This is a genomic window from Paenibacillus rhizosphaerae, assembly GCF_014192015.1.
In the GTDB taxonomy this organism is placed as follows: Bacteria; Bacillota; Bacilli; order Paenibacillales; family Paenibacillaceae; genus Paenibacillus_AQ; species Paenibacillus_AQ rhizosphaerae.
In genome coordinates, this window is the sequence record NZ_JACHXJ010000004.1 from 394091 (window position 1) to 418081 (window position 23991).

At 54.0% G+C, this 23991-nt stretch carries 18 protein-coding genes; 17 read left to right on the top strand and 1 reads right to left on the bottom strand.

Annotated features, from left to right (window positions below):
• The first annotated feature begins 16 nt into the window (after nucleotides 1-16).
• The 11 genes from FHS19_RS23895 to FHS19_RS23945 all read left to right on the top strand — a co-directional run bounded on the left by FHS19_RS23895 (nucleotide 17) and on the right by FHS19_RS23945 (nucleotide 15541).
• Complete coding sequence (locus FHS19_RS23895; RefSeq protein ID WP_183584292.1) at nucleotides 17-1408, top strand: ABC transporter substrate-binding protein; 1392 nt, start codon at nucleotides 17-19, stop codon at nucleotides 1406-1408.
• Nucleotides 1409-1747: 339 nt separating this feature from the next.
• Nucleotides 1748-3166, top strand: a complete 1419-nt coding sequence (locus FHS19_RS23900; RefSeq protein ID WP_183584293.1) for an ABC transporter substrate-binding protein — start codon at nucleotides 1748-1750, stop codon at nucleotides 3164-3166.
• Between the two features lie 163 nt (nucleotides 3167-3329).
• The gene (locus FHS19_RS23905) at nucleotides 3330-6260 is read left to right on the top strand and encodes an extracellular solute-binding protein (RefSeq protein ID WP_183584294.1); all 2931 of its coding nucleotides are present in this window, start codon (nucleotides 3330-3332) and stop codon (nucleotides 6258-6260) included.
• Between the two features lie 21 nt (nucleotides 6261-6281).
• Nucleotides 6282-7232, top strand: coding sequence for a carbohydrate ABC transporter permease (locus tag FHS19_RS23910; RefSeq protein WP_183584295.1), 951 nt, complete (start codon nucleotides 6282-6284; stop codon nucleotides 7230-7232).
• Between the two features lie 21 nt (nucleotides 7233-7253).
• Nucleotides 7254-8111 (top strand): carbohydrate ABC transporter permease, encoded by an 858-nt coding sequence (locus tag FHS19_RS23915; RefSeq protein ID WP_183584585.1) that lies wholly within the window; start codon nucleotides 7254-7256, stop codon nucleotides 8109-8111.
• 12 nt (nucleotides 8112-8123) lie between these two features.
• Nucleotides 8124-9545 (top strand): NHL repeat-containing protein, encoded by a 1422-nt coding sequence (locus FHS19_RS23920; protein ID WP_183584296.1) that lies wholly within the window; start codon nucleotides 8124-8126, stop codon nucleotides 9543-9545.
• Nucleotides 9542-10189 carry a Yip1 family protein gene (locus FHS19_RS23925; protein ID WP_183584297.1) on the top strand — a complete coding sequence of 216 codons (648 nt, stop codon included), beginning with the start codon at nucleotides 9542-9544 and terminating at the stop codon, nucleotides 10187-10189. Before FHS19_RS23920 ends, FHS19_RS23925 begins: the two co-directional genes overlap by 4 nt.
• Nucleotides 10190-10199: 10 nt before the next feature.
• A complete protein-coding gene (locus tag FHS19_RS23930) occupies nucleotides 10200-12449 on the top strand; it encodes a DUF5696 domain-containing protein (protein WP_183584298.1) in 2250 nt (749 codons plus the stop codon).
• Nucleotides 12446-13315, top strand: a complete 870-nt coding sequence (locus FHS19_RS23935) for a carbohydrate ABC transporter permease (RefSeq protein ID WP_183584299.1) — start codon at nucleotides 12446-12448, stop codon at nucleotides 13313-13315. The genes FHS19_RS23930 and FHS19_RS23935 overlap by 4 nt, the downstream gene beginning before the upstream one ends.
• Nucleotides 13316-13342: 27 nt before the next feature.
• The gene (locus FHS19_RS23940) at nucleotides 13343-14329 is read left to right on the top strand and encodes a carbohydrate ABC transporter permease (protein ID WP_183584300.1); all 987 of its coding nucleotides are present in this window, start codon (nucleotides 13343-13345) and stop codon (nucleotides 14327-14329) included.
• A 144-nt stretch (nucleotides 14330-14473) separates the two neighbouring features.
• On the top strand, nucleotides 14474-15541 hold the full coding sequence (locus FHS19_RS23945; RefSeq protein ID WP_246426784.1) for a glycoside hydrolase family 76 protein: 1068 nt from the start codon (nucleotides 14474-14476) through the stop codon (nucleotides 15539-15541).
• 118 nt (nucleotides 15542-15659) lie between these two features.
• Here FHS19_RS23945 and FHS19_RS23950 read toward each other — a convergent pair whose 3' ends face one another.
• On the bottom strand, nucleotides 15660-16676 hold the full coding sequence (locus FHS19_RS23950) for a LacI family DNA-binding transcriptional regulator (RefSeq protein WP_183584302.1): 1017 nt from the start codon (nucleotides 16674-16676) through the stop codon (nucleotides 15660-15662).
• Nucleotides 16677-16981: 305 nt separating this feature from the next.
• On the opposite strand from FHS19_RS23950, the gene FHS19_RS23955 reads away from it, so the two are divergent.
• The 6 genes from FHS19_RS23955 (at nucleotide 16982) to FHS19_RS23980 (ending at nucleotide 23948) form a co-directional block, all read left to right on the top strand.
• Nucleotides 16982-17896, top strand: coding sequence for an ABC transporter permease (locus FHS19_RS23955; RefSeq protein WP_183584303.1), 915 nt, complete (start codon nucleotides 16982-16984; stop codon nucleotides 17894-17896).
• Nucleotides 17897-17949: 53 nt separating this feature from the next.
• Nucleotides 17950-18831, top strand: a complete 882-nt coding sequence (locus tag FHS19_RS23960) for a carbohydrate ABC transporter permease (RefSeq protein ID WP_183584304.1) — start codon at nucleotides 17950-17952, stop codon at nucleotides 18829-18831.
• A 67-nt stretch (nucleotides 18832-18898) separates the two neighbouring features.
• On the top strand, nucleotides 18899-20470 hold the full coding sequence (locus FHS19_RS23965) for an extracellular solute-binding protein (RefSeq protein WP_183584305.1): 1572 nt from the start codon (nucleotides 18899-18901) through the stop codon (nucleotides 20468-20470).
• Nucleotides 20471-20596: 126 nt separating this feature from the next.
• Nucleotides 20597-21952, top strand: coding sequence for a glycoside hydrolase family 30 protein (locus FHS19_RS23970; protein ID WP_183584306.1), 1356 nt, complete (start codon nucleotides 20597-20599; stop codon nucleotides 21950-21952).
• A gap of 270 nt (nucleotides 21953-22222) precedes the next feature.
• The gene (locus FHS19_RS23975; RefSeq protein WP_246426785.1) at nucleotides 22223-23200 is read left to right on the top strand and encodes an ABC transporter ATP-binding protein; all 978 of its coding nucleotides are present in this window, start codon (nucleotides 22223-22225) and stop codon (nucleotides 23198-23200) included.
• Nucleotides 23193-23948 (top strand): ABC transporter permease, encoded by a 756-nt coding sequence (locus FHS19_RS23980; RefSeq protein ID WP_183584307.1) that lies wholly within the window; start codon nucleotides 23193-23195, stop codon nucleotides 23946-23948. Before FHS19_RS23975 ends, FHS19_RS23980 begins: the two co-directional genes overlap by 8 nt.
• Nucleotides 23949-23991: the final 43 nt, after the last annotated feature.

Here is a 23991-nt window from a genome sequence, read left to right on the forward strand (position 1 = left end):
AAAAGTGGAGGTAACGATGAAAGTGTTCTTGACTCGTCGAAAGATGCCTGTTCTTTTCATACTTGTACTCCTGGTCACCGTAATCATGGTATGGAACGCTTATGTCAGCAAGGGAGCGACATTCAACGTTAATTCGGAATTAATGGGTAAAAGTGCTGCGAGCAGCCCGATTAAACATAACGGCCCTGTAACGATAAGCTTCTGGTATTCGTGGGTCGGAGGATTTCAGGACGAATTTTACGATACGGTCGTGAAGCCGTTCGAGGAGGCAAACCCGGACATTAAGGTTGAAATGACCTTCATCGAGAATTCGGACAATTCGCAAGGCTCGGATAAGCTGCTGACGGCGATTGCCGGTGGGAAGGCGCCGGATGTCGCGATGATCGACCGGTTTATTGTAGGCGAATGGGCGGCGATGGGCTCCATTGAAGACATTTCGGCTTATGCGATTCGGGAAGATATGGCGAGTATTTATTACAAAAGCGTGTGGGCGGAATCCCAATACGACGGCAAAACGTACGCCCTCCCGTGGAATATGGACAGCCGCGCCATGTATTATAACAAAACGATGATGGAGCAGGCGGGTTTTGATCCTGATAATCCCCCGAGAACCATTGCCGGCCTGGATGCCATGGCAGAGAGGATGTTCAAAACGAACGGGGACGGCGCATATGAGCAAGTCGGATTCGTCCCATGGATGGGTCAAGGCTTCTTGTATACGCATGGATGGAACTTTGGCGGCGAATGGGAACGAAGCGGGAAGCTGACGCCGAACGATCCGCAGAACGTTAACGCGCTGGAATGGGTGCAGGGCTACGCCGAGAAGTATAATGTAAAGAAGCTGTTGAAATTTTCGGAAATGATGAGACAAACCGGAAGAAACTCCTTCTTGTCCGGCAAAGTCGGCTTTGTCTATGAAGGCAACTGGCTTCTTAATGAGATGGAAGATTTGGATTTCGAGTGGGGTGTGGCGCCAATGCCTACAATCGATGGCAGCCGGTCGGTCACATGGTCAGGGGGTTGGTCGTTCGTCATGCCCAAAGGGGCGAAAAATAAAGAGGAAGCTTGGAGGTTTATGAAGTACGTAGCGGGCAAGGAAGGCTCGCTCCTATGGGCCGGCCGCGAGGGCGGCAAAAATGATCTGATGTGCATTCCGGAAGTGAATGCCAAGCTCGGTTTGGATAAGAAGGAACCGCTGAAGGTGTTTACAGAGCTGCTGGGGAATGCTTACATCAGACCCGTCACCCCTGTGGGCGGTTACATGTGGGATGAGATGCTCCGCGTGCAAACGCTGGCGATGAACCTGCAGGGAGAACCGCGAGAGCTCTTAAATGAAATGAAGAAGAACGTCGATGCTGAATTGGCTAAGGTGATGGGGGACGCAAACAGCAAAACTGAGCATCCCTAGGGCCGTTACGAGCAGCCGTAAGGGTGTCTGTCATGTATGACAGGCACTCTTTTTTTGCCTTGAATGGAAACGCATAGCCGATGGTCCTCCTTCCAAGATAGTAAAGATAGTACACGAAATACAAAAGCAGTCTCATTATCCCCTCCCATAAAAGCGATTACACTCTAAGAAGGATCCGAATTACCATTTAAAACCTATATAAGATGAATTAAAGAATAGGATGCAGACAAGGAAGTAAAGTGATTCCGAAAACAAGAGGAATCGTAGGGACATTTTACGTATTTGCCTCCATCCCTAGTTCAATATTTCAGCTTATATATGTGAAAAGGAGGCATGTAAGTGAGGAAAAAGAAGGGCGCCACTCATTTGAGAAGAGCGATGCTTAAGTATCTGGTTACCGCATTATCGGTATGTTTCGTATTAACAGGCTGCGGGGGCTCGAACGGGTCCAGCGGAGAGAATGGAGCCAATGAAACAAAGGGAACGGACAGTACGAATCAACAGACCGATACCGCCAAGAAAAATACCGATACGGGTAAAGGCGGCGGTGAAAAAGTAACGCTTGAGCTCTGGGGCTGGGGAGGCAAATTCCAGACGGACTACACGAAGCTCGTCATCAGCGAATTTGAGAAAGAGCACCCGAATATTAAAGTGAAATACATCATCGATCAAGGGGGCACGGATAAGCTGACGACGCTGATTGCCGGCGGTACGCCTCCGGATGTAGCGGTTCTCGACCGCTTCATGGTAGGACAATGGGCGGCTAAGGGATCATTGGAGAGCCTGCAGCCGTTCGTTGATGCGGGAGACGAAGTGCGCGCCGACGATTATTATCCGGGCGTCTGGGCGGAAGCGAATTACAAGGACCAGCTCTATGCAATGCCGTTCACCACGGATAACCGGGCGCTTTATTATAATAAAACGCTTATGAAGGAAGCGGGACTCGACCCGGAGAAGCCGCCGGTCACGATTGCGGAATTGGATGCGATGGCGGAGAAAATGTTCAAGAAAACAAGCAACGGCAGCGGCTATGAGCAGGTCGGCTTTATTCCCTGGGCAAATCAAACCTACTTATACACGCAGAGCTGGAACTTCGGCGGAGAATGGACCAATGGCGAGGAGCTGACGCCAAACCACCCGCAAATTGTGAAAGCGCTTGAATGGATGGTCAGCTACGCCAAAAAATACGATATGTCCAAAATCAACAAGTTCAACGATGTCATGGGCAAGACCGGCATCAATTCGTTCTGGACCGGCAAAGTGGGATTCGTCGTGGACGGCAACTGGGTGCTGAACGATTTAACCAGCAATGCGAAGGTGAAGCCTACCTTCGAGTGGGGTGTCGCCCCGATGCCTTCCGCGGAAGGTTATCCGCAAACGACATGGGCAGGCGGCCATTCCTGGGTCATGCCGAAGGGAGCCAAGCATCCGCAGGAAGCATGGGAGCTCCTCAAGTTTATCGGCGGCTATAAGGGCACGCTGCTCTGGGCGAAGCGGGCGGATGCAGGCAATGATATTACGACGATGCCGAAGGTGAACGAAGAAATTAAGATCACCGAGAATCCGAAGCTGAAGGTATTCGTCGATTTGATGCCTGTGGCGCATTATCGCCCTGTAACGCCTGTTGGCCAGAAGCTGTGGGATGAAACCTTCCGCGTTCAGGATTTGGCCTTGAACGGAAAGGGCGAGCCGAAGAAGCTGCTGGACGAAGTCAAGAAAAATGTCGATAACGAGCTCAAAAAACTGGAATCGAAATAATCAAGGTGGACCGGTTTCATTAGGAGGGGGCAGCTGAATCGCCAGTCCCCTTCTTCTCCAAAAAGAAGAGAACCGCATAAGGGACATCCTGATGAATTGAACGACAAAGAGGTGACGGTGCTTGAAATGGCGTTGGAATGATGCACTAAAGTGGAAGAGAGTCATGCTTATATTGATCACTTTTCTTGTCTTTTCGCTGACCTTCGGTGAAAGCTTTCATTCTTATGCCAACAACGAACGTTTACGGGACCGGAATCAGAATCAAGGCGTTACGCTGGCGAATGACCAATTAGCCATGAACAGTATATTAGAGCCGACTTATGCGACTACGCTGGCCGGATATCAGAAAGAAGGTTATCCGCCTGCCGATCAACCGGACATTGTGATGAAAGCCGATCAGCATTCGGCGTTTGGAGGCGCGAAGCCGGTCTCGGAAACGGTAGATGGCCTTTCCGCTCTTGTGTGGGACAGCAAGACAACGTGGATCGAATGGTCGGTGGATATCCCGCAGGACGGTCTTTACAATCTGGCCCTGAGCTATTATCCGATGCCGGGCAAAAGAATGCCGATGCAGCGGGAGCTGCTGATTGACGGAGAAAGCCCGTTTCGCGAGGCGCAGCGCATCTATTTCTACCGCAGCTGGGTCGACCGGGGCGATCCGGCCCAGAACAACCAGGGGGACGACGTCAGACCCAAGCAAATCGAGAAGCCCCAGTGGATGGACCTTCCGGTTTCGGACGGGAATGGTCTATACCCGGAGCCCTTCCAATTTCATTTGACTGCAGGCAAGCATGTCATTCGGATGAATTATTTGCTCGAACCAATGGCCATCGACGAGATCCGGATTACGTCACCGGAGCCATTACCAAGTTATGCCGAAGTGGAACAGGTCTACACCGCGCAAGGCTATGAACCCGCCCAGCAGACAAACGTGAAAGTGCAGGCGGAGAACAATCCGATGAAATCCGATCCGACGATCCGCAGAGAATCGAATGGCGATCCGTTAATGGAGCCGGCAGGCGATGGGCGAATCCGGCTGAACGCATTTGGCGACTGGCGCTGGAGGAAAGGCGGCCAGAAGGCATCATGGGCATTCTCGGTCCCGCAGGACGGCTTGTATAAGATTGGGCTGAAATTTGGACAATGGTGGGGCGATGGGCTGCCGTCCTATCGTCAAATTCTTATAGATGGGAAAGTTCCGTTCAAGGAATTGGAGCTGTACCCTTTTACCTACTCGCGCAACTGGCGGATTGAAACGCTGCATAAGGACAATGAACAAACAGGAAAAGATGCCCCCCTGCTCGTGTACTTAACGAAAGGCGAGCATACGCTGACGATGACCGCCCAGGTCGGGCCGTATCAACCGATCATGGAAGCTTTGACGGCGGATACCCAGAAGCTCTCCGACCTATACAGGCGGATTATTATGATCACGGGACCGACGCCGGACCCGAACTTCGAATACGAGCTGAACAAGAAGGTGCCGAAGCTGATTGAGGACTTGAAGGTCATCGCGGACGATCTGCTCGTTCAGATGGATGCGCTCAAGGCTTTGTCGGATGTGGAACCGAGCACGGTGAACAGTCTGCGGATGATGAACCACACGTTCGAGAAAATGATCCGCAACCCCGATTCGATCCCAAGACAATTATCGGAGCTCAGCAACAGCCAAACGAACCTCAGCACGCTGCTGATGGATCTGCAGAATGTGCCGCTTGTTCTGGATTACATCCTGATCAGTGCCCCGGACACGAAATATCCGAAGGTAAAGTCCAGTGTTCTGCAAAAATCGGTCAGCACGTTCAAAAACTTCATGGCTTCCTTTACGAAGGACTATACGGGCGTAGGCAGCGTCTACGACAGCGAAACGGGGGAGGAAGACGGTCCGGTTATCGAGGTTTGGGTATCCCGGGGTAAAGAGTGGGCGGAAATTATGAAGGAAATGGCGGAGGAAGACTTCACGCCCAAAACCGGCATACGCATCAACATCAACACGCTCCCGGCCGGCCAATTGAACTCGGGCTCCGTCAATACGCTGCTGCTCGCGGCAAGCTCCGGCAGAGCGCCGGATGTCGCAACAGGCGTCGACGCGCATCTGCCCGTCGAATTTGCGATCCGGGACGCTTCCGTCGATTTAACGCAGTTCCCCGATTATGAACAAGTTAGTAAACGCTTCCTTGCGGGTTCGCTCATTCCTTTCAAATACAACGGGGGGAACTATGCGCTGCCGGAAACGCAGGATTTCAACTTGCTGGTCTTCCGGAAGGATATCTTGAACGAGCTGGGCGTCAGCATCCCGAAGACATGGGATGAGGTCTATGCTCTGCTTCCGATTCTGCAGCAGAACGGGATGCAGATGTACTATCCGATCACGCAGCTTGGCTTTATGCCGTTTCTCTACCAGAATGGCGGCGACTACTACAAGGAGAACGGAACCAAGTCGGCGCTGGATTCGCCGGAAGCCTTCCAGGCCTTCACGGAATGGACGGAGCTCTATACCAATTACAAGTTCCCGGTTATGGCGAACTTCTTTAACAGGTTCCGTACGGGGGAAATGCCGATCGGGATCGCGGATTACCTCACCTATGTACAGCTCTCTACCGCAGCGCCGGAACTGATCGGACGATGGGGCGTCGCTCCGTCTCCCGGCCATCAGAAGGCCGATGGATCGATTGACCGTACGACCGGTGGAGCGGTACAGTCTGTTGCGATTTTCAAGCAATCGGAGCATCAGCAGGAATCCTGGGAGTTCCTGAAATGGTGGACGAGTACAGAGGTTCAGCTGCAGTTCGGCCAAGAGCTGGAGGCGCTGCTCGGCGTCGAGGCCCGCTGGAATACGGCGAATATAGACGCCCTGTCGCAGCTGCCATGGCCGGAGGACGACCTCAAGGCATTGAAGGACCAATGGAAGTACTACAAAGAGCAGCCGTACGTGCTCGGCGGCTACTTCACGGGGCGGAACATCGATAATGCCTGGAACCGCGTCGTTCTTGGCGGCATGAATATCAGGGAGTCGCTGGAGAAGGGCATCAAGGATATTAACAAAGAGCTTGACGCCAAACAGAAGGAATTCGGGTTCACGCCGAAAGACTAAGGCGGCGGAAGGAGGAGCAGTATGCAAAGCAGCGTGGAGGTTAATGGGCCGCTCCAGCTGGCCCCGCAGAAGGCACGTCGATTCAAATTGAATCACGCGAGAAAGAGGGCTGCGCTCGGTTATTTGTTTCTCAGCCCGTTCCTAATTCTCTTCATCGTGTTTACCGTCATTCCCGTCGTGCAGTCGGTCTATCTCAGCTTCACCTATTACAACATGCTCCAACCGGCGAGGTGGGTCGGCTTATCCAATTACAGCGTCTTGTTTCTGGAAGACGACATCTTTCTTACATCGCTTAAAAATACGTTTATCTTTGCTGTGATCGCCGGGCCGCTAAGCTATTGCTTATCCTTTATGCTCGCGTGGGTGATCAATACGTTGAAGGCCAAAATGATCTTCTCGCTGGCCTTTTACGTCCCTTCGATTACGAGCGGAATCGCTTTATCGATCGTCTGGCTCTACATATTTTCCGGAGACCGCTACGGGTTATTGAACAATGCGCTGCTCAACTGGGGCATGATCAGCGAGCCGATTCTCTGGAATACGGATCCGAATACGATCATGCCGGTCATCATTATCGTTTCTTTATGGATGAGCATGGGTACGGGATTCCTGGTCTTCCTGGCGGGGCTGCAGAATGTATCGCCCGAGCTCTATGAAGCGGGCGCCATTGACGGGATTTCCAGCCGGTTTCAGGAATTATGGTTCATCACGCTGCCGCTGATGAAGCCGCAGCTGCTGTTCGGTGCGGTCAACGCCATCGTCGGCGCTTTCGGGGTGTTCGACATTGCCGTGGCCATCTCCGGTATGCCGAGCCCGAACTATGCGGGTCATACGATTATTGCGCATCTCTTTGATTATGCCTTTATCCGGTTCGAGCTTGGATATGCATCGGCAATCGCCGTCTTCCTGTTTGTAGTCACGTTTGGCTTAGGCCGTATCGTGATGCGGTTACTATCGTCCAAAGATCAATAAGGGGGGTTAAAGGACGTGACGATGAGCTTTACGAAATTTATCGCCCGCTTCAACAGGGGATTGTTGTACGCGTTTATGATCGCATTGGTCGGATTTACGTCCTTGCCGATCGTATATATGATTTCCACGGCTTTCAAACCGCTCGACGAGCTGTTCCTTTACCCGCCGAGATTTTTTGTGCAGAAGCCGACCCTGCGCAGCTTCTTTGATCTGCTTACCGCGACGGACAGCTCTGTCGTTCCTTTCTCGCGGTACATTTTCAACAGCGTGTTCGTCTCCGTAGCGGTCGTGCTTTCCAGCTTAGTCGTGTGCTGCCTGGGCGCTTACGTGTTATCCAAGTTCAAGCCGCCGGGTGCGGGCTTCATCTTCTCCGTCATCCTGTCCGCTCTGATGTTCTCGCCGCAGGTGACCCAGATTCCGACCTATATGATCGTATCGAGCTTAGGCTTGGTCAATACGTATTGGGCGTTGATTCTGCCGAAGATCGCCGTGGCCTTCAACATCTTCCTGATGAAACAGTTCTTCGACCAAATTCCCGATGCTCTGATTGAGGCTGCGCATATCGACGGCGCCTCGGACTGGAAGATCTTCTGGAGGGTGATCATGGCGGTGAGCAAGCCGGCCTGGGCAACATTGATTATTTTCTCTTTCATCGGAAACTGGAACGACTTCTTCTCGGCGCTCGTGTTTACGACGAGCGAATCGATGAAGACGCTGCCGCTGGCGATCCAGACGCTGGCCGGGGGGCCGGGCGTTGTGGCGCGGACGGGGGCGCTGGCTGCCGGCACGTTCTTGATGACGCTTCCTCCGATTCTCATCTTCCTGCTGTTCCAGAAGCTGATTATGAATACGATGGTTCATTCCGGGATCAAATCATAGGGGGCGGATAAGGTGTACAAACGAATAACAGCGGGGATACTCGGCAGTCTGCTGTTTCTGCTCTGCAGCTTGCCTGCCCATGCGCTCCCGCAAATGTCCTATACGCTCGATCCGATGTATGGTCATCGGATGCCGATCCCCCTGACCTATACGGTAGACACGATCATTATGGATGTTGGCCAGCCCGGCTTGAATAAACCGAACGACTTGTTTATCGACGAGAAGGGTCTCCTATACGTAGCTGACACGGATAATAACCGGATTGTGAAATTGGACGGCCAAGGGAAAGTGCTGGGCATCTATGGGAAGGAACAAGGCGTCGAGCTCAGCAGTCCGAGCGGTATTTATGTGGATAACCTCGGTCATATGTTCGTAGCGGACACGGGCAGCGGGAGGATCATCCATTTGTCCCCGGAAGGGGCACTGATCGAAGAATTCGTCAAGCCGGAATCCTCCTTGCTGAGCGAAGATTTGGACTTTTCCCCCGATAAAGTGATCATGGACCGGCGCGGTTATCTTTATGCGCTTAATAAAAATGATTACAGCGGCTTCATGATGATCGACGCGATGAACCAGTTCCGCGGCTATATCGGCGCCAACCGCGTTCCGTTCGACTGGAAGAAGCTGCTCATCCGGTTATTGGCAACGCCGGAGCAGCGGGAGCAGCTGAACAATGCGGTTCCTCCGCAAAATTCGAATATTACGATCGACGGTAAAGGATTTATCTATACGCCGACGGTTCTGATCGAAGCGGATCAGCTCAAGAAGTTCAATGCGATGGGTGAAAACATCTACAAGAAGGCATTTTTCGGCGAAGCCTCGATCGAAAGTGGAGCTCTGGAAAACCCTTATTTCATCGATATGGCCGTCGATCAGTACGGGGTTGTGAACGCGCTCGACGCGATGTCGCGGAAGATCTATCAATACGATCAGGAAGGCAATCTGCTTGCCGTATTCGGCGGGCAAGGCGATGAGAAGGGGCGCTTTGAATATCCGACGAGTATCGTCGTCGATAAGGCCGGCAGAATCTACGTATTGGACCGGGACCGCAATAACATTCAAATTTTTCAGCCGACACGCTTTGCGGAACTGGTCCACCAAGCGAGCCAGCTGCACTTCAACGGGCGTTACCAGGAAGCGATGGTGCCCTGGAAGGAAGTGCTGAAGATCGACGAGAACTATCCGCTCGCCCACCGCGGCGTGGCGAAAGCACTGATGAAGGAAGAGAAATGGAAGGAAGCGATGAAGGAATTTAAGCTGGGCAATGACCAGGAAGGGTATTCGCTCGCTTTCGCCGAGTACCGGCATGACTTGTTGCGTGAATATCTGGGCTGGATCATTATGGCCGTTATTCTCATCGTGGTCGCGATCTACTTTATCGTGAAATTCATGATCCGCGTCACGAATACCGTCATAAGGAGGTATGGCTATTGATCAGAGCGGCGGATATCAAACAGTCGGGTCTCCGGTCACTGCGGTTGGGCATAGCAATACTTTTCCATCCGGTGGACGGTTTTGAGGAGCTGCAGAAGAACAAGCATCTGATCTCGGCATTCGTCTTAATCCTGCTGACCATCAGCGTCAGAATTATCTCGATCTATATGACCAGCTTTCATATGACGTCGCTTCAGCCGAAGGATGCCAATTTGAATTTGGAAATCATCCGCTTCGTCGTGCCGCTGATATCTGGGGTTATTGCCTGTTATTTAATTACGGCGATTATGGACGGCGAGGCCTATTTCAGCCAAGTGCTGACCGCGATGTCCTACGCCCTGATCCCATACATCGTATTTACCATCCCGCTGGCTGCCGTCTCCTTGGTCATGTCAAGAGGCGAACTGGGGCTGTACAACAGCATCAATACGATGATCTGGCTGTGGGTGGCCCTGCTCATCTTCATTCAACTGAAGGTGCTGAACGATTATACCTTTAAGAAAGCGGTCGGCGTCCTTCTTTTATCCGTTTTCGCCTTTATTATTTTCTGGGGGACGGTAGGGCTTGTCTTCGCTCTGACGAACCACGTTCTTCAATTTGTGCGTGAAGTGGCCGTAGAAATCAGATACTTACTGGAAAATTGAGGGGGGTACCATGAAAACGAGACTCGCCAAACGTTGGATCTACTATTTAACCGTCAGCGTCATCATTGCTGCGCTCGTGCTCCTGGCGTTACCCTCCTTGCAAAGGGCCATGGAACGGGCCAAGGAGGAAATGAGGCCGAATAAGAATCAGGTCGTTGAGAGTGAGCAGATGCCGGCTCCAGAGGAGAGCGGACAGCCGCAGAATCCAACCCGTTATGAGAAGATCGCCGAAAACGACCGGCTTGAGCTGCAGTTCCGCTCATCCGATTCCGCCATCGCGGTGATCGACAAGAGCAACGGCTACCGGTGGGAATCGGCCGTTCCGCTCCAGGATATCGAGACCGACGGGAATGAGCTGTGGACCGCCAGCAGTCAATCGATTTTTCATTTGACCTACACGGATCCCCATCTGCCTGCGCTGGAAACGCAGGAGACGAACTTTGTTCTCGAGCAGCCGAAGATGACGACGACTTCACTGGAAAACGGGATATCGGTCCGTTACGAGCTGCCCAGGCTGAAAATCAGCTTCGATATGAGCTTTCAATTGAAGGGGAACGTCCTTGAAGTCACCGTACCCGGACAATCGATCCAGGAAGGGGAGGACAACTGGCTCATGTCAGTGGCTCCGCTGCCCTTCTTCGGAGCGGCATCGGATCACGATCAGGGCTATGCGGTCTATCCCGACGGGCCGGGTGCGCTGTCCTACTTTAAGACAAACCACCCGAATTATTTGAATCCTTATCGTGCGAGCGTCTACGGAGCGGATACGATTAACTTCAACTTTTTCGGACGGGAACAGAACGCGATGCTGCCGATCTTCGGCTTGAAAGTGGGCGATAACTCTTTTATGGGGATCATCACCCAGGGGGAATACGACGCAAATATCCTCTATTCGCCGAGCGGCTATCTCATTAATTTGAACCGGGTATCTTCAGAGCTTGTTTACAGGCGCGAGTATGAAGCGGTTAAGAAAGACGGCAATCTGACGAAGAAGCCGGAAAAGGATCTGATCCGGGAGGATCATACCATCCGCTACGTGTTCTTCAGCGGCAGTGAAGCCGATTACAGCCATATGGCAACTGCCTACAGGGAGTATTTGCTCGACGAGCAAGGCGTGGTTCCGAAGGTGAAGAAAGGGGAGGCGGTTCCTTTTGGACTTGACCTGCTCATGGGCATCAAGAAGGACCAGATTTTGATCGATCATTTTATTCAAAATACGACCTTCTCAGAGGCGCAGAACATGATGGAAGACCTCAGCCAACGCGGCGTGCAGGCGATCTCGGCGAACCTGCTCGGATGGACGGGCGAAGGCTACATGAGTTATCCGTCGGGATATAAGCCTTCCCGTAAGCTGGGCGGCACAAGCGGGCTTGCCAAGCTGAGCGAATATGCGAAGGTGAAGAACTACCAGCTTTTCCTGCAGGACAACTATGTCGAGGCATGGAAGGGTAACGACGGCTTCTCGTCGCGCAAAGACGTCGTTGTCGGAGCCAACCATTTTGTCGTGACCGACCGTTACAGCGAGCTCTTCTACTTGAATGCAGGCAAGCAGAATGCGCATTTCCAGAAGAACGTGCTGAATCCGCTGCGCAAGCTGGATATTACCGGCATTAACTTTGACGGCATCGGCAGTCAGCTCTACTACGACTATAACGACGATTATCCGCTGAAGCGCGGGGGAACAGCCCAGCAGTGGACGGAGATGATGGAGAAATCGGTCTTGCAATTCGGCGGTGCGGCCTCGGTGGGGGGCAATGGATACAGCCTGAAGCATTCCTCCCGTCTGTTCGGCATACCGATGGAGGACAGTGGCTTCTTCTTTACCGACGAAACGATCCCGTTCTACCAAATGGCGCTGCATGGCATTATTCCTTACTCGGGCGATCCGCAAAATTTGTTCTACGATCCACAGCTGCAGTACCTCAAGATGGTGGAATACGGCTATATGCCGTACTATCAATTAACGATGAGCCACTCCGAAGATTTGAAGGACACCGTCTACAGCGATTTGTTCAGCTCGGCCTACAGCAACTGGGTAGATCAAGCGGTTCAATACTACAAAGAGATGAACGGCAAGCTGAGGCCGGTATGGTCGCAGACGATGAAGGAACACCGCAAGCTGCAGGATGATGTCTATGAGGTCGTATATGAGGACGGGACTCGCGTCATTGTCAATTATACGCCGGGTGAGGTGACGGTCGATCATCATCTTATTCCAGGCAAAAACTTCATCGTGGTGCCGAAGGAGGGATCAGCGTGACAGGGAAAAAGTTGAGTCTGGAACGAAAAAAAATGCTGGCGGGCTATGTTTATATCGCACCGTGGGCGATCGGGTTCGCATTGTTCATGCTGTATCCCTTGATTTACTCCCTTTGGCTGGCCTTTCATGAAGTGGTCGGCGTCGGAAATTTCGACCTGGAGCTTGTCGGCTGGGGAAATTTCAACAAGGCGTTCGTGCTGGATACGCAGTTTATTCCGTTGTTCATTTCGGTGGTACAGGACGCCGTCATCAATACTCCGCTGATCCTGGTCTTCTCTTTGTTTATTGCCATACTGCTGAATCATAAGATCCGCGGACGCGCTTTCTTCCGCGCAGCTTTTTTCCTGCCCGTCTTGATCGGCTCCGGCCTTGCGATGCAGCAGCTGCTCTATGCAGGGGTCGGCAAAGACACGCTGGTGAACGGGATCGGCGTTCCGGAAGAGGTATTTCTGTATATGGGCCCGACGTTCTCGCAGATCGTCTTCGACATGCTGAGCCGGCTTACCGTGATCTTCTGGAAGACGGGCGTGCAGATCCTGCTCTTTTTAGCCGGACTTCAGGGGATTTCTCCGTCGCTCTATGAGTCGGCCAGATGCGACGGTGCCACCGAATGGGAGATGTTCTGGAAAATCACGCTGCCGCTGATCTCACCGATCATCCTGCTGAATCTGGTCTATACATGCGTGGATTCCTTCACGGATATCAACAACAGGATGATGGTCTATATCAAAGATACGGCCTTTACGAAGATCGAAATGGGCTACGCGTCCGGTATGGGCTGGATCTACTTCTTGTTTATCTTCCTGCTGCTCATTATCGTATTTGCTTCGACCAGACGCCTAGTCGTATACACAGGTGAAAAATGAGAATGAGGAGCAAGGAGGTAGTGCAGCATGAAACCGATTCCGATGTCGAAGACCAAGCAGCGTGTGGCTGTGCGGCCTGAAAGTATCGCTAACCGGGCGAAAGCGCTAAGAAATAACAGCGTCATCAGCCGGATCAGCAGCAAAAGCCGCTGGTTCGCGCTTATTTACCGCATCTTCGTGTATGTGATTCTGATTGATTTGGCCTTTGTCTTTCTTTATCCGTTTATCTATATGATCACGACGTCGCTCAAGCATCCGGTGGATTTGATTGACTTCGCAATCAAGTGGATTCCGACAAGTCTGGCGTGGGAAAATTTCTACTACGGCATGAAGGGGCTGCAATTTTGGACGCATTTCAATAACTCGGCCCTGATTTCCGTAGTGAGCGTGATCGGCCAGGTGTTATCCTGCTCTTTCGTCGCCTATGGGTTCTCACGAATCAGGTTTCCCGGACGGGAAGTCCTGTTCGTGCTGTGCATGTTCACGATGATCATTCCGCCGCAGACGATCATCGTCCCTTTGTATATGCAGTACAAGACGATCGGGTGGCTGGACAGCGTGATGCCGCTGATCGTGCCATCTTTCTTCGCCAATGGGCTGAGGGGCGCCTTGTTCATCTTTATCTTCCGCCAGCTGTTCCGCGGGCTGCCGTGGGAGCTGGAGGATGCGGCCAGGGTGGATGGCTGCGGAAGCTTCCGCGTCTACTGGAGAATTATTCTCCCGCTTACCCCGCCAGCAATCGTTGTAACCACCCTTCTTTCCTTGGTGTGGCACTGGAATGACTTCTTCGAGCCGTCGATCTTCCTGACGTCGGAAGAGAAGTTCACCTTGCCGATGATGCTTCCGCGGCTCTATCAATCGCTGGATACGCTGACAGGCAGCAGCTTTGAAGTGTTCAGCCTGCCTGTCGTCATGGCCGCCACATTCCTTGCGCTGGTGCCGATGCTTGTGGTCTATCTCTTTCTGCAGCGGTATTTCATTCAAGGCGTGGAGCGTTCCGGGTTGGTTGAGTAGGCGTAGCCTTCGGGCTCTGGGTCAATGAAGGATGAAGTTCTGCCAGCGGCGAAATCAATGACTGGTAAACCGAAGGATGGACAAAGGCAGGTCTCATGAACAGAGCATCCAATCGGGTGCCGTTGGAAGGGGAGAATGGTCGCCATGCTGTGGTCAGAACGCGCGGAAGCAGCGCAGGAAGCGCTGCGCCGGCATTATTGGAATCCGGATATCTCGATGTTTAATATTGAAACCCCGTGCCCGGACGGAGATTGCAACACGATTTTTCATTACTGGTGGATGGCGCATGCCGCCGACGTGCTGGTGGACGGACTGCTCCGCACCGGCGAAGCGGTGTACGGGGAAATGCTCGCGGAGCTGCATGACGGCATCCGGCGCCGGAACGGCGGCGTGTACCCGAATGAGCTGTACGACGATATGGAATGGATGGCGATCGCCTGGCTGCGCGCGTATGAGGCGACCGGCGAAGAGAAGTACAAGGATACTGTTCAAATCCTGTGGGGAGACATCCAGACCGGATGGAATGACCATATGGGGGGCGGCATCGCATGGCACAAATCCCAGCTGGCTTACAAAAATACCCCGGCCAACGCGCCCGCCGCGATTCTCGCGGCAAGGCTGTACCGGTGCTTTGGCAGCGCGGAGGATTTGGACTGGGCCCGCAAAATATACGATTGGCAAAAGCGTTCGCTGGTCGATCCCGCCACCGGTTTCGTGTGGGACGGCATGAACCGGACCGGGGACGGAAGCATTGATAAGGACTGGAAGTTCACCTACTGCCAGGGTGTCTTTATCGGAGCGGGCGTGGAGCTGTGGCGGGTGAGCGGGGAGTCGGGCTTCCTCGTGGATGCTCTGCGCACGGCCAAGGCCGCCAAGGCGGAGCTTGCCGCGGATGACGGCGTGTTTCCGGACGAAGGAAGCGGAGACGGCGGCCTGTTTAAAGGCGTCCTGGTCCGCTACCTGGCGGAACTGAGCCTGGCATCAGAGGAGGGGGCCTGGACTGCCGTACCAATGCTCGCCGGAAATGCCGACGTGCTGTGGGACGCCGGACGAAGCGCCGCATGCCTGTTCGGAACGGACTGGAGGCAGGCGCCGGCAGAACCGGTATCCCTAAGCACCCAGCTGAGCGGCGTTAAGCTGCTGGAGCGTTTGGCGGAGCTGGAGAAGAGGGGGCTGCTGATGCAGGCCGGCGAATCTCCGGCTGCCCCTTGAAACAATGCAAGCGTCACCCCGTGCCTAGTGAGCGGGGTGACGCTTTTTTGTATCCAAAATCCGTATCGGTATGCATATCCGTATCGGTAGATCCTGAAATTCCGTTTCCAGCAGGGTGTTATTTCTTGTTCCGGTAATAGTCCGAAGAACCCCGCACGAGCAGCTCCGAATCGACCGTAAAGATCCGCTTGTCGGCAAATGCATTCTCGTTCATCTGATCGATGAATTTCTCCACGATAATGGCACCCATCGTATATTTCGGCTGATTGACCGTGCTGAGCTGAGGGGTCACGTATTTGCTGATCCGGTTGTTGTCGACCCCGACCACCGCGAGCTCTTCCGGAATGGAGATGCCGCGCTCCTTGCAGGCCTGATACACGCCGAGCGCCATCTCATCGTTCGCCGCAAAAACGGCGGTAAACGGGACCCCTTTGGCGAAAAGCCGGTTCATCGCATCGTATCCGCCCGACTCGTTGAAGTTCCCGTTTTCGACCAGGTCCGGCCGGAAGGGAATCTGATTCTCCTTCAGAGCCTTAAGGTATCCTTCCAGACGCTCATAACTGTCGACCGCTTCGGGGTAACCGTTCAGGAAAACGATGTCCCGGTGGCCCCGTTCCACCAGATGCTCCACGACCTGGCGGGAAAACTTGACGTTGTCCGTATAAATGCACGGAATCCGCGGATGCTCGATATTCCGGCCGATAATGGCGACAAAATACCCTTTGTCTGCAATTTCACAAATCTCCTCATCCGACAGCGTCGGCGCGATCATGATGACGCCGTCCATCGTCCGGTCCATGAGCATCGTCAAATACTCCCGTTCCTTGTCGGTCTGGTTCTCCGCATCGCATATGAATACTTTGTATTTCTGGGCGTAGGCCATGTTCTCAATGCCCTTGATGATTTCCGTAAAATAGGCATTATTGATGTCCTGGGCGATGACGCCGATCGTCAGCGTCTTTTGCAAACGCAGGTTTTTCGCCGCGGCATTCGGATGATAGTTGAGCTCGTCGACCGCTTTCATCACTTTGTTTCTCGTTTTGGGCGTGACGCCGCTGGCGTTGTTCAGCACACGGGAAACCGTGGCCGGAGACACGCCGGCTTTGGCCGCAACGTCGATTATTTTCGCGTCCATTTCTCATCAACCTTACTTCAATTTTTTGTTTGACAAAACATACTGGGGTAATTATAATTCAAAATGAAATCGATTTCAATAGCGGGTGATTCACCTGCATGTTGAACAAAATTGTTGACAATTCAGCCTGATCCTCAGCAGAGCGAAAAGGCTTTTTCATTAAAAATAAAAGAAATCGATTTCATTTAGTGATGGATTTGGCGATAAAACGTTGAAAGAGGTGGTTGTTACAGCGGATTTTTAAAATAAAATGAAATCGATTACAGTAGCTTCTATCCATCTTAGCGAATTGAGGTGAGGGCTATATGTCCGGGTTTTTCAAGGAGCTGGCCAAGAACAAGGTGCTCTTTCTCATGATTTTGCCGGCTCTGCTGTTCTTTATTGTGTTCAGCTACATACCGATGGTTGGCGTGTATTACGCGTTCACCAATTTCAGCTTCGACGGCGGACTGTTCGGCAGCGAGTTCGTCGGTCTCGCCAATTTCAAATTTTTGTTCGAATCCGGCGCACTGTACAACCTCACGAAGAACACGGTGCTGTACAATCTGGCGTTTATTTTCATCGGCAACATCCTGCAGCTGGTCTGCGCGGTGTTTCTCAGCGAGCTGGCTGGCAAATGGTTCAAAAAGACGACCCAATCGATCATGTTTCTGCCGTTCTTCATTTCCTTCGTCCTGGTCGGGGCGTTTGTCTACAACCTGTTCAATTTTGAAAACGGCGTGATCAACTCGCTGCTGCGCCAGCTGGGCATGCAGCCATACGACTTCTACCTGCACACCGCCCCCTGGAAATACATCATCGTCTTCTTCAACGTGTGGAAAGGGCTCGGCTACGGAACGGTCATCTACCTGGCGGCCATCATGGGCATCAGCGACGAGTACCATGAAGCGGCCAAGATCGACGGGGCGAACATTTTCAAGCGCATCCGCTACATCACGATTCCGCTGCTCCGGCCGACCTTCGTGCTGCTGATCCTGCTCAGCCTGGGCGGCATCCTGAAGGGACAGTTCGACCTGTTCTGGCAGATCGTCGGCAACAACGGCATGCTGTATGACGCGACGGATATCATCGATACATACGTGTACCGCTCACTGGCGATCAACTTCGACATCGGTATGGGGACGGCGGCCGGATTGTTCCAATCCTTCTTCGGCTTCGTGCTCGTCGTCACCGTCAACTGGATCGTCCGCAAGGTGCAGAAGGATTACGCCCTGTTTTAACCAGAAGGCCCTGATCTCATGAACTTCATTTATATATGGAGGTGCCCTTAACCATGCGTGCCGAACGCTCAACCATCGTGTTCAATGTCATGGGATACGTGGTCATCACGGTCCTGACCCTTCTTTGCGCACTGCCGTTCTGGCTGATCCTTTCCGGATCCTTTTCTGCGGAGGACGACATTATCCGTGACGGCTTCAAGCTGTTCCCGGACCACTTTTCGATCGATGCCTACAAATCCGTGTTCAGCAATCCGGCGCAGATTTTCAAGGCATACGAGGTGACCATCGGCGTTACGGTGATTGGCACCGTGCTGGGTCTCTTTATCACCTCGATGGCGGGGTACGTGCTGTCCCGCAAAGATTTTAAGTACCGCGACAAGCTGTCGTTCTTCATTTATTTCACGACGCTGTTCAGCGGCGGGCTGATTCCATGGTACATCATGATCGTCAACTATTTGGACTGGAAGGACAGCTATTTGGCGTTGGTCGTACCGTCTCTGCTCAGCGCATGGAACATCATTCTCATGAAGAACTTCATGAAATCGATTCCAGACTCGATTGTGGAGTCGGCCAAGATCGACGGCGCCGGGGAGTTCACGATTTACTGGAAGCTGATCCTGCCGCTGTCCACGCCGGGCTTGGCGACCATCGGCCTGTTCCTTGGGCTGTCGTATTGGAATGACTGGTTCTCGGCCAACATTTTCATCACGACCGAATCCAAATATCCGCTGCAGTTTCTGCTGTACAAAATTTTGGCCAGCGCCGCGGTGCTGAAAACGAGCATCGCCGGCAACCTTGGCGCCGATTTCAAGCCGCCTGCCGAAACGCTGAAGATGGCCGTGGCGATTGTCGTCACCGGGCCGATTATTTTCCTGTATCCGTTCGTGCAGCGCTACTTCGTCAAAGGTCTCACGATTGGCGCGGTCAAAGGCTGAGGACCTGTCTTGGTCCGCAATCGCCTTCCGGCAGCCGACACCATTTCATAAAACTGGGGGAATACGTATGAAAAAGAGGTTCATGAAGCTGATGACCGTCTGCATCATGCTGACGCTGTTCACGTCGATGCTGGCCGCTTGCGGCGGCAGCTCCGGCGCAGGTTCCGAGGGAGCCAAAGAGGCGGATGCGGGTACGGCTACGACGGCGGACGGCAAGCCGGATACGTCGAAGAAGGTGACGCTGAACTGGTACCTGCTGGGCGATGCCCATGCGGATACGCCGAAAGTCGTTGAAGAATGGAACAAGATGCTGGAGAAAGACTTGAATACCACCGTGAAGCTTAACTTTACGACCTGGAACGACTGGCAGACGAAATACAATCTGCTGCTGGCCTCGGGGGAGAAGGTGGACATGGTCTTTGCTTCGTCCTGGGCGGACTTCTTCAAATATTCGAAGCAGGGCGCGTTCCTGCCGCTGAACGACCTGCTGCCGACCTATGCGCCGGAGACGTGGAAAGAAGTGCCTGAGCAGGATTGGAAGGACGTGACCGTGAGCGGCAAAATTTACGCCGTGCCGAGCACGTATCCCGAATATACGCCGGACGGCATCGTATACCGCGAGGACTGGAGACAGGAGCTGAACGTGCCGGAAATTACGGATCTGGATTCCATTGAGAAGTATATGGATGCGGTGAAAACCGTTAAGAACGTCACGCCGATCAAGGGCAAAGCCTGGAACGAAGTGAACACGCTGTTCCATGCCTACTATGATTTCAAAAATATCGGCGGGGACAGCGGCGTCATCGTCGCCAAGTCGTACGATACTCCGCGCGATGTAGTAGCTTATCCGTTCACGACCGAGTTCGAGGAATGGGTAAAGCGGATGAAGACCTGGGCGGACAAAGGGTTCTGGACGTCCAACACGCTGTCGGTGCAGCAGGAGGCCGGCGACTTCATCAAAACGGGCACGGGCGCCGTCTACTGGCGGAATGCGCCGGGTGCAGCCGGGTTCATTACCGATATCGAGAAGAACCACAAGGACATCAAGATGGGATACTTCCCGTTCACCCGTTTTCACAATTACGCGGTGCCGAACCTCGGCATCAACAACGGCATGGCGATCCCGAAGAACGCTAGCAATCCGGAACGCTCGCTCATGGTGCTGGAGAAGCTGCGCAACGACCCGGCTTACTATAACCTGATGACTTACGGGATCGAAGGCCGCAACTACAAATTCGACGACAAGGGAGCCATCATCTCCCCGGCGCCGGGTCAAGATCCCGCTAAAGTGACGTCGTACAGCATTGCCAGCTGGGGATGGAGATATTCGAAGAACGACCATCCGGCAGCGAACCGTTGGGCCGGCGAAGATAAACTGAACGAAGAATTCAAGGCGGAGACGAAGCCGGACATTTTCTCTCCGATTCTGATGGACTATCAGCCGGTCAAATCGCAGCTCGCAGCGGTGAACCAGGTGTACCAGCAGTTCGGTATGCCGCTGATGATGGGGCTCGTGCCGGACGTCGACAAGGCGCTCGAGAACTACCGCAGCAAGCTGAAAGCCGCAGGCGTGGACGACGTGCTGAAATACGTGCAGGAACAAGTCAATGCGTATGCGGACGAAAAAGGGCTGAAATAACATAAAACATGCAGGCAGTGCGGAAAAGAGGGTGCCGGCAAGGAATTGGGGCTCGGCGGCCGCGGGCCGTCCGTCGAAAGGCCATCCTGTATACCCGCACTGCCGTGCTTGTAAGGAGGGGCATCCGTGAGCAAGCAGGCCGAAGTATGGCTCAGTACGATTGACCAGCAGCAGAAGCTGCAGAGGCAGGAACCGATTCCGATCACGGAACGTCCGTCCGTTCCGGAAGCCGCGGACCGGATTCAGATCGATCCGAGGACAACGTATCAGGAAATGGACGGCTTCGGCGCATCGTTCACCGATGCGTCGGCGTACCTGATCTACCGCGTCCTGGACGAAGAGGCGCGTGCGAAAGTGATGAAGCGGCTGTTCGATCCGGCCGAAGGCATCGGCATCTGCTTCATCCGTCAGGTGATGGGAGCTTCGGATTATACGACCCGTATCTACAGCTATGATGACATGCCGGAAGGCGAAGAGGACTTTGAGCTGAAGCATTTCAGCATTGACCATGACCGGGAGTATATCATTCCCGCCGTGCGGGAAGCGCTGCGGATCAATCCGGCCATCAAGGTCATGGCCTCCCCATGGAGCGCGCCGGGCTGGATGAAAACCTCCGGCCATATGATCACCGGCAAGCTCCGCCCGGAATGCTACGGCGCGTACGCGCAGTATTTCGTGAAGTTCGTTCAGGCCTACGAGGCGGCGGGAATACCGATTTACGCCGTCTCGATCCAGAACGAACCAGGCTATGAGCCCAAGGAGTACCCGGGCATGCTGATGACCGGGGCGGAGGAAGCGGAGTTCATCCGCGACCACTTGGGGCCGGCATTTAACGCGGCGGGCATCACCGCCAAAATCTTGTGCTACGACCACAACTGGGACGTGCCGCAGCATCCGCTTACGGTGCTGGCCGATCCGGAAGCGGCCCGCTATGTGGCGGGCGTCGCCTGGCACGTGTACGGCGGGGAGCACGAGGCGATGTCGCAGGTGAAAGAGGCCCATCCCGACAAGGATGCCTGGTTCACCGAGGCGTCGGGGGGCAGCTGGATTCCGCCGTTCCGCACGGCGTTCCTGGACCAGATGAAGCATGTAATCCGCACGACGCGCAACTGGTCCAAAACGGTCGTCTGGTGGAATCTGGCGCTGGACGAGCACAACGGCCCGACCGTGCTGTCGAACAGCACCTGCCGCGGGCTGGTCCAGGTCAGCCAGGCGGAGAAGACGGTGGAATACGAGCTCGATTATTACACGATGGGCCATATCAGCAAATTCGTGAAGCCGGGCGCGTACCGCATCGCATCTACGACGGCAAGGGATGAGCTGGAAAGCACGGCCTTCCGTAATCCCGACGGATCGGTGGTGCTGATCCTGTCCAGCCGGACGGAGGATGAGCGGACCGTCCAAGTGGATACGGGCGGCGGGTACGTTACCCTGACCCTGCCGGGTGAGGCCGCGGCTACGGTAACGTGGATGTACGTGTAGAGGGAATTAAATAAATCTAAAATGACGAATGAGGTGCCTTTTGACGAGGAATTCAAGGGGCGAACGTCCATTTGCGGTTCAATCAAGGCAGCCGGAGGGTGTACTACCGGCTGCCTTATTTTCGTTGAGGAACGTACATTTACCCTTTGCCTGATGGTGAATCTCCTTATGTGGCAAGGGATTTTTCCCTGTTGAAAAGAAATGGGCTTTACAATACCTATGTTCTAGTGTACTATTCAACTATAACACTAATACAAGGGAGTTGTGAGCATGAACCATCGAACAAATATGCAGTCGGATGCCGATGCGCCGGTTCTTTCACTCCAGGGGGTATCGAAACGGATCGGAAGCAAATGGATCGTCAGCCAGCTTTCTTTTGACGTTCACAAGGGCGAGGTGGTCGGCTTGTTGGGGCCCAACGGTGCGGGCAAGACGACGACCATCCGCATGATCGCCGGATTGATTGGGATGACGGAAGGGGATGTGCTGGTCCGCGGGAGCAGCATCCGCAGCGACTGGAAGCGAGCGATCCGCCATATCGGGGCGATTATCGAGAACCCGGAGTTCTACCCGTACATGACCGGCTGCGATAATTTGAAGCAGTATCAGCGGATGAATCCCTGGATCAGCCGGGAGCGGATCGACGAGGTTGTCCGGCTTGTGGGGCTGGAACAGGCCATGAAGAAGAAAGTCAAAGCCTACTCGCTCGGCATGCGTCAGCGGCTCGGCATCGCCCAGGCGCTGCTGCATGAGCCGTCGGTCCTGATCCTGGACGAGCCGACGAACGGCCTGGATCCGGCGGGCATCCGCGAGATGCGCGACTACCTCAAAAATATCGCTCGCGAAGAGGGCATCTCCATCCTGGTGTCGAGTCACCTCCTGCTTGAAATGGAGCAGCTGTGCAGCCGGGTCGTCGTCATTCAAGACGGCAAGCTGGTGACAGTCCGCTCCATTAACGGAGGCAGCGGGGAATCGGAGCAGCCGGGTCAGCAGGAAGCGATGCGCGTCATGTTCCGCGTCGGCCGCCTCGAAGAGGCGAAGAGGCTGCTCGAAGGGCTGGATCTGGCCGAGGTACTCGCGGTGAACCCGGAACAAAGCGAGCTGATTCTTTCCTTGCAGTACAAGGACATTCCGGGGGTAGTGGAGCGGCTGGGCAGCGGCCGGATCCCGATTTACCTCATTACCGAGCTCAAGCAGTCCCTAGAAGACGAATTCCTGAAATGGACGGGAGGAAACCAGATTGCGTAGTTTTTCTTTGCTGGTGGTCAATGAATGGCTCAAGATGGCCAAGAAGCGCAGCTTCTTCATTCCTTATGCGATCGCTGCGGTCGCCGCGATCGCCCTCGGCTGGATTCTCCAGCGCTGGGGAGGCGAGATGATGTCGGAGGCGAGCGCCCTGGATTATACGGTACTGATGGCGGGGATGAGCGGCTTTGGTCAAATGACGGCCATGCTGGCAATCATCTTCACGGCCGGCATCGTATCCGGGGAGCATGGCCAAGGAACGATCAAGTTCCTGCTGATCCGCGGGCAGAGCCGGTCCGCTGTTCTGGCATCCAAGTACACGGCGGCCGTCCTGTTTACGCTGTCGCTGGCCGTATGGCTGACGGTGCTGAGCTTCGCGGCGGGCGCGTTCTTCTTCGGCATGGATGCAGGGGAAGCCGGCTGGCGGGATGTGCTGGTGGCCGGTGGCAGCTCGTTGGTGTACAGCATGATTTTCATGACGCTGGCCTTTATGATGGGGGTGCTGACCCGGTCGACGGGAGCGGCGATGGGCGTAGGCATGGCCTCGGTGATGTTCAGCGGGATCGTTATTCCGAAAAGCTTCTATAAATACGTGCTGTTCCCGAACGCAGACCTGTCGGTGTACAGTCAGGGCGGACACGCACCGATTCAGGGGATGAGCCTGGGCTTTTCCATCGCCGTTCTGGCGGCATATCTCGTCTTGTTTCTTGTCGCCAGCTTTGTTACGTTTAAGAAACGTGATATAGCCTGATGCGCGGGAACGTAAGCTGACGGCGAAAGGAGTCTGTCCTGAA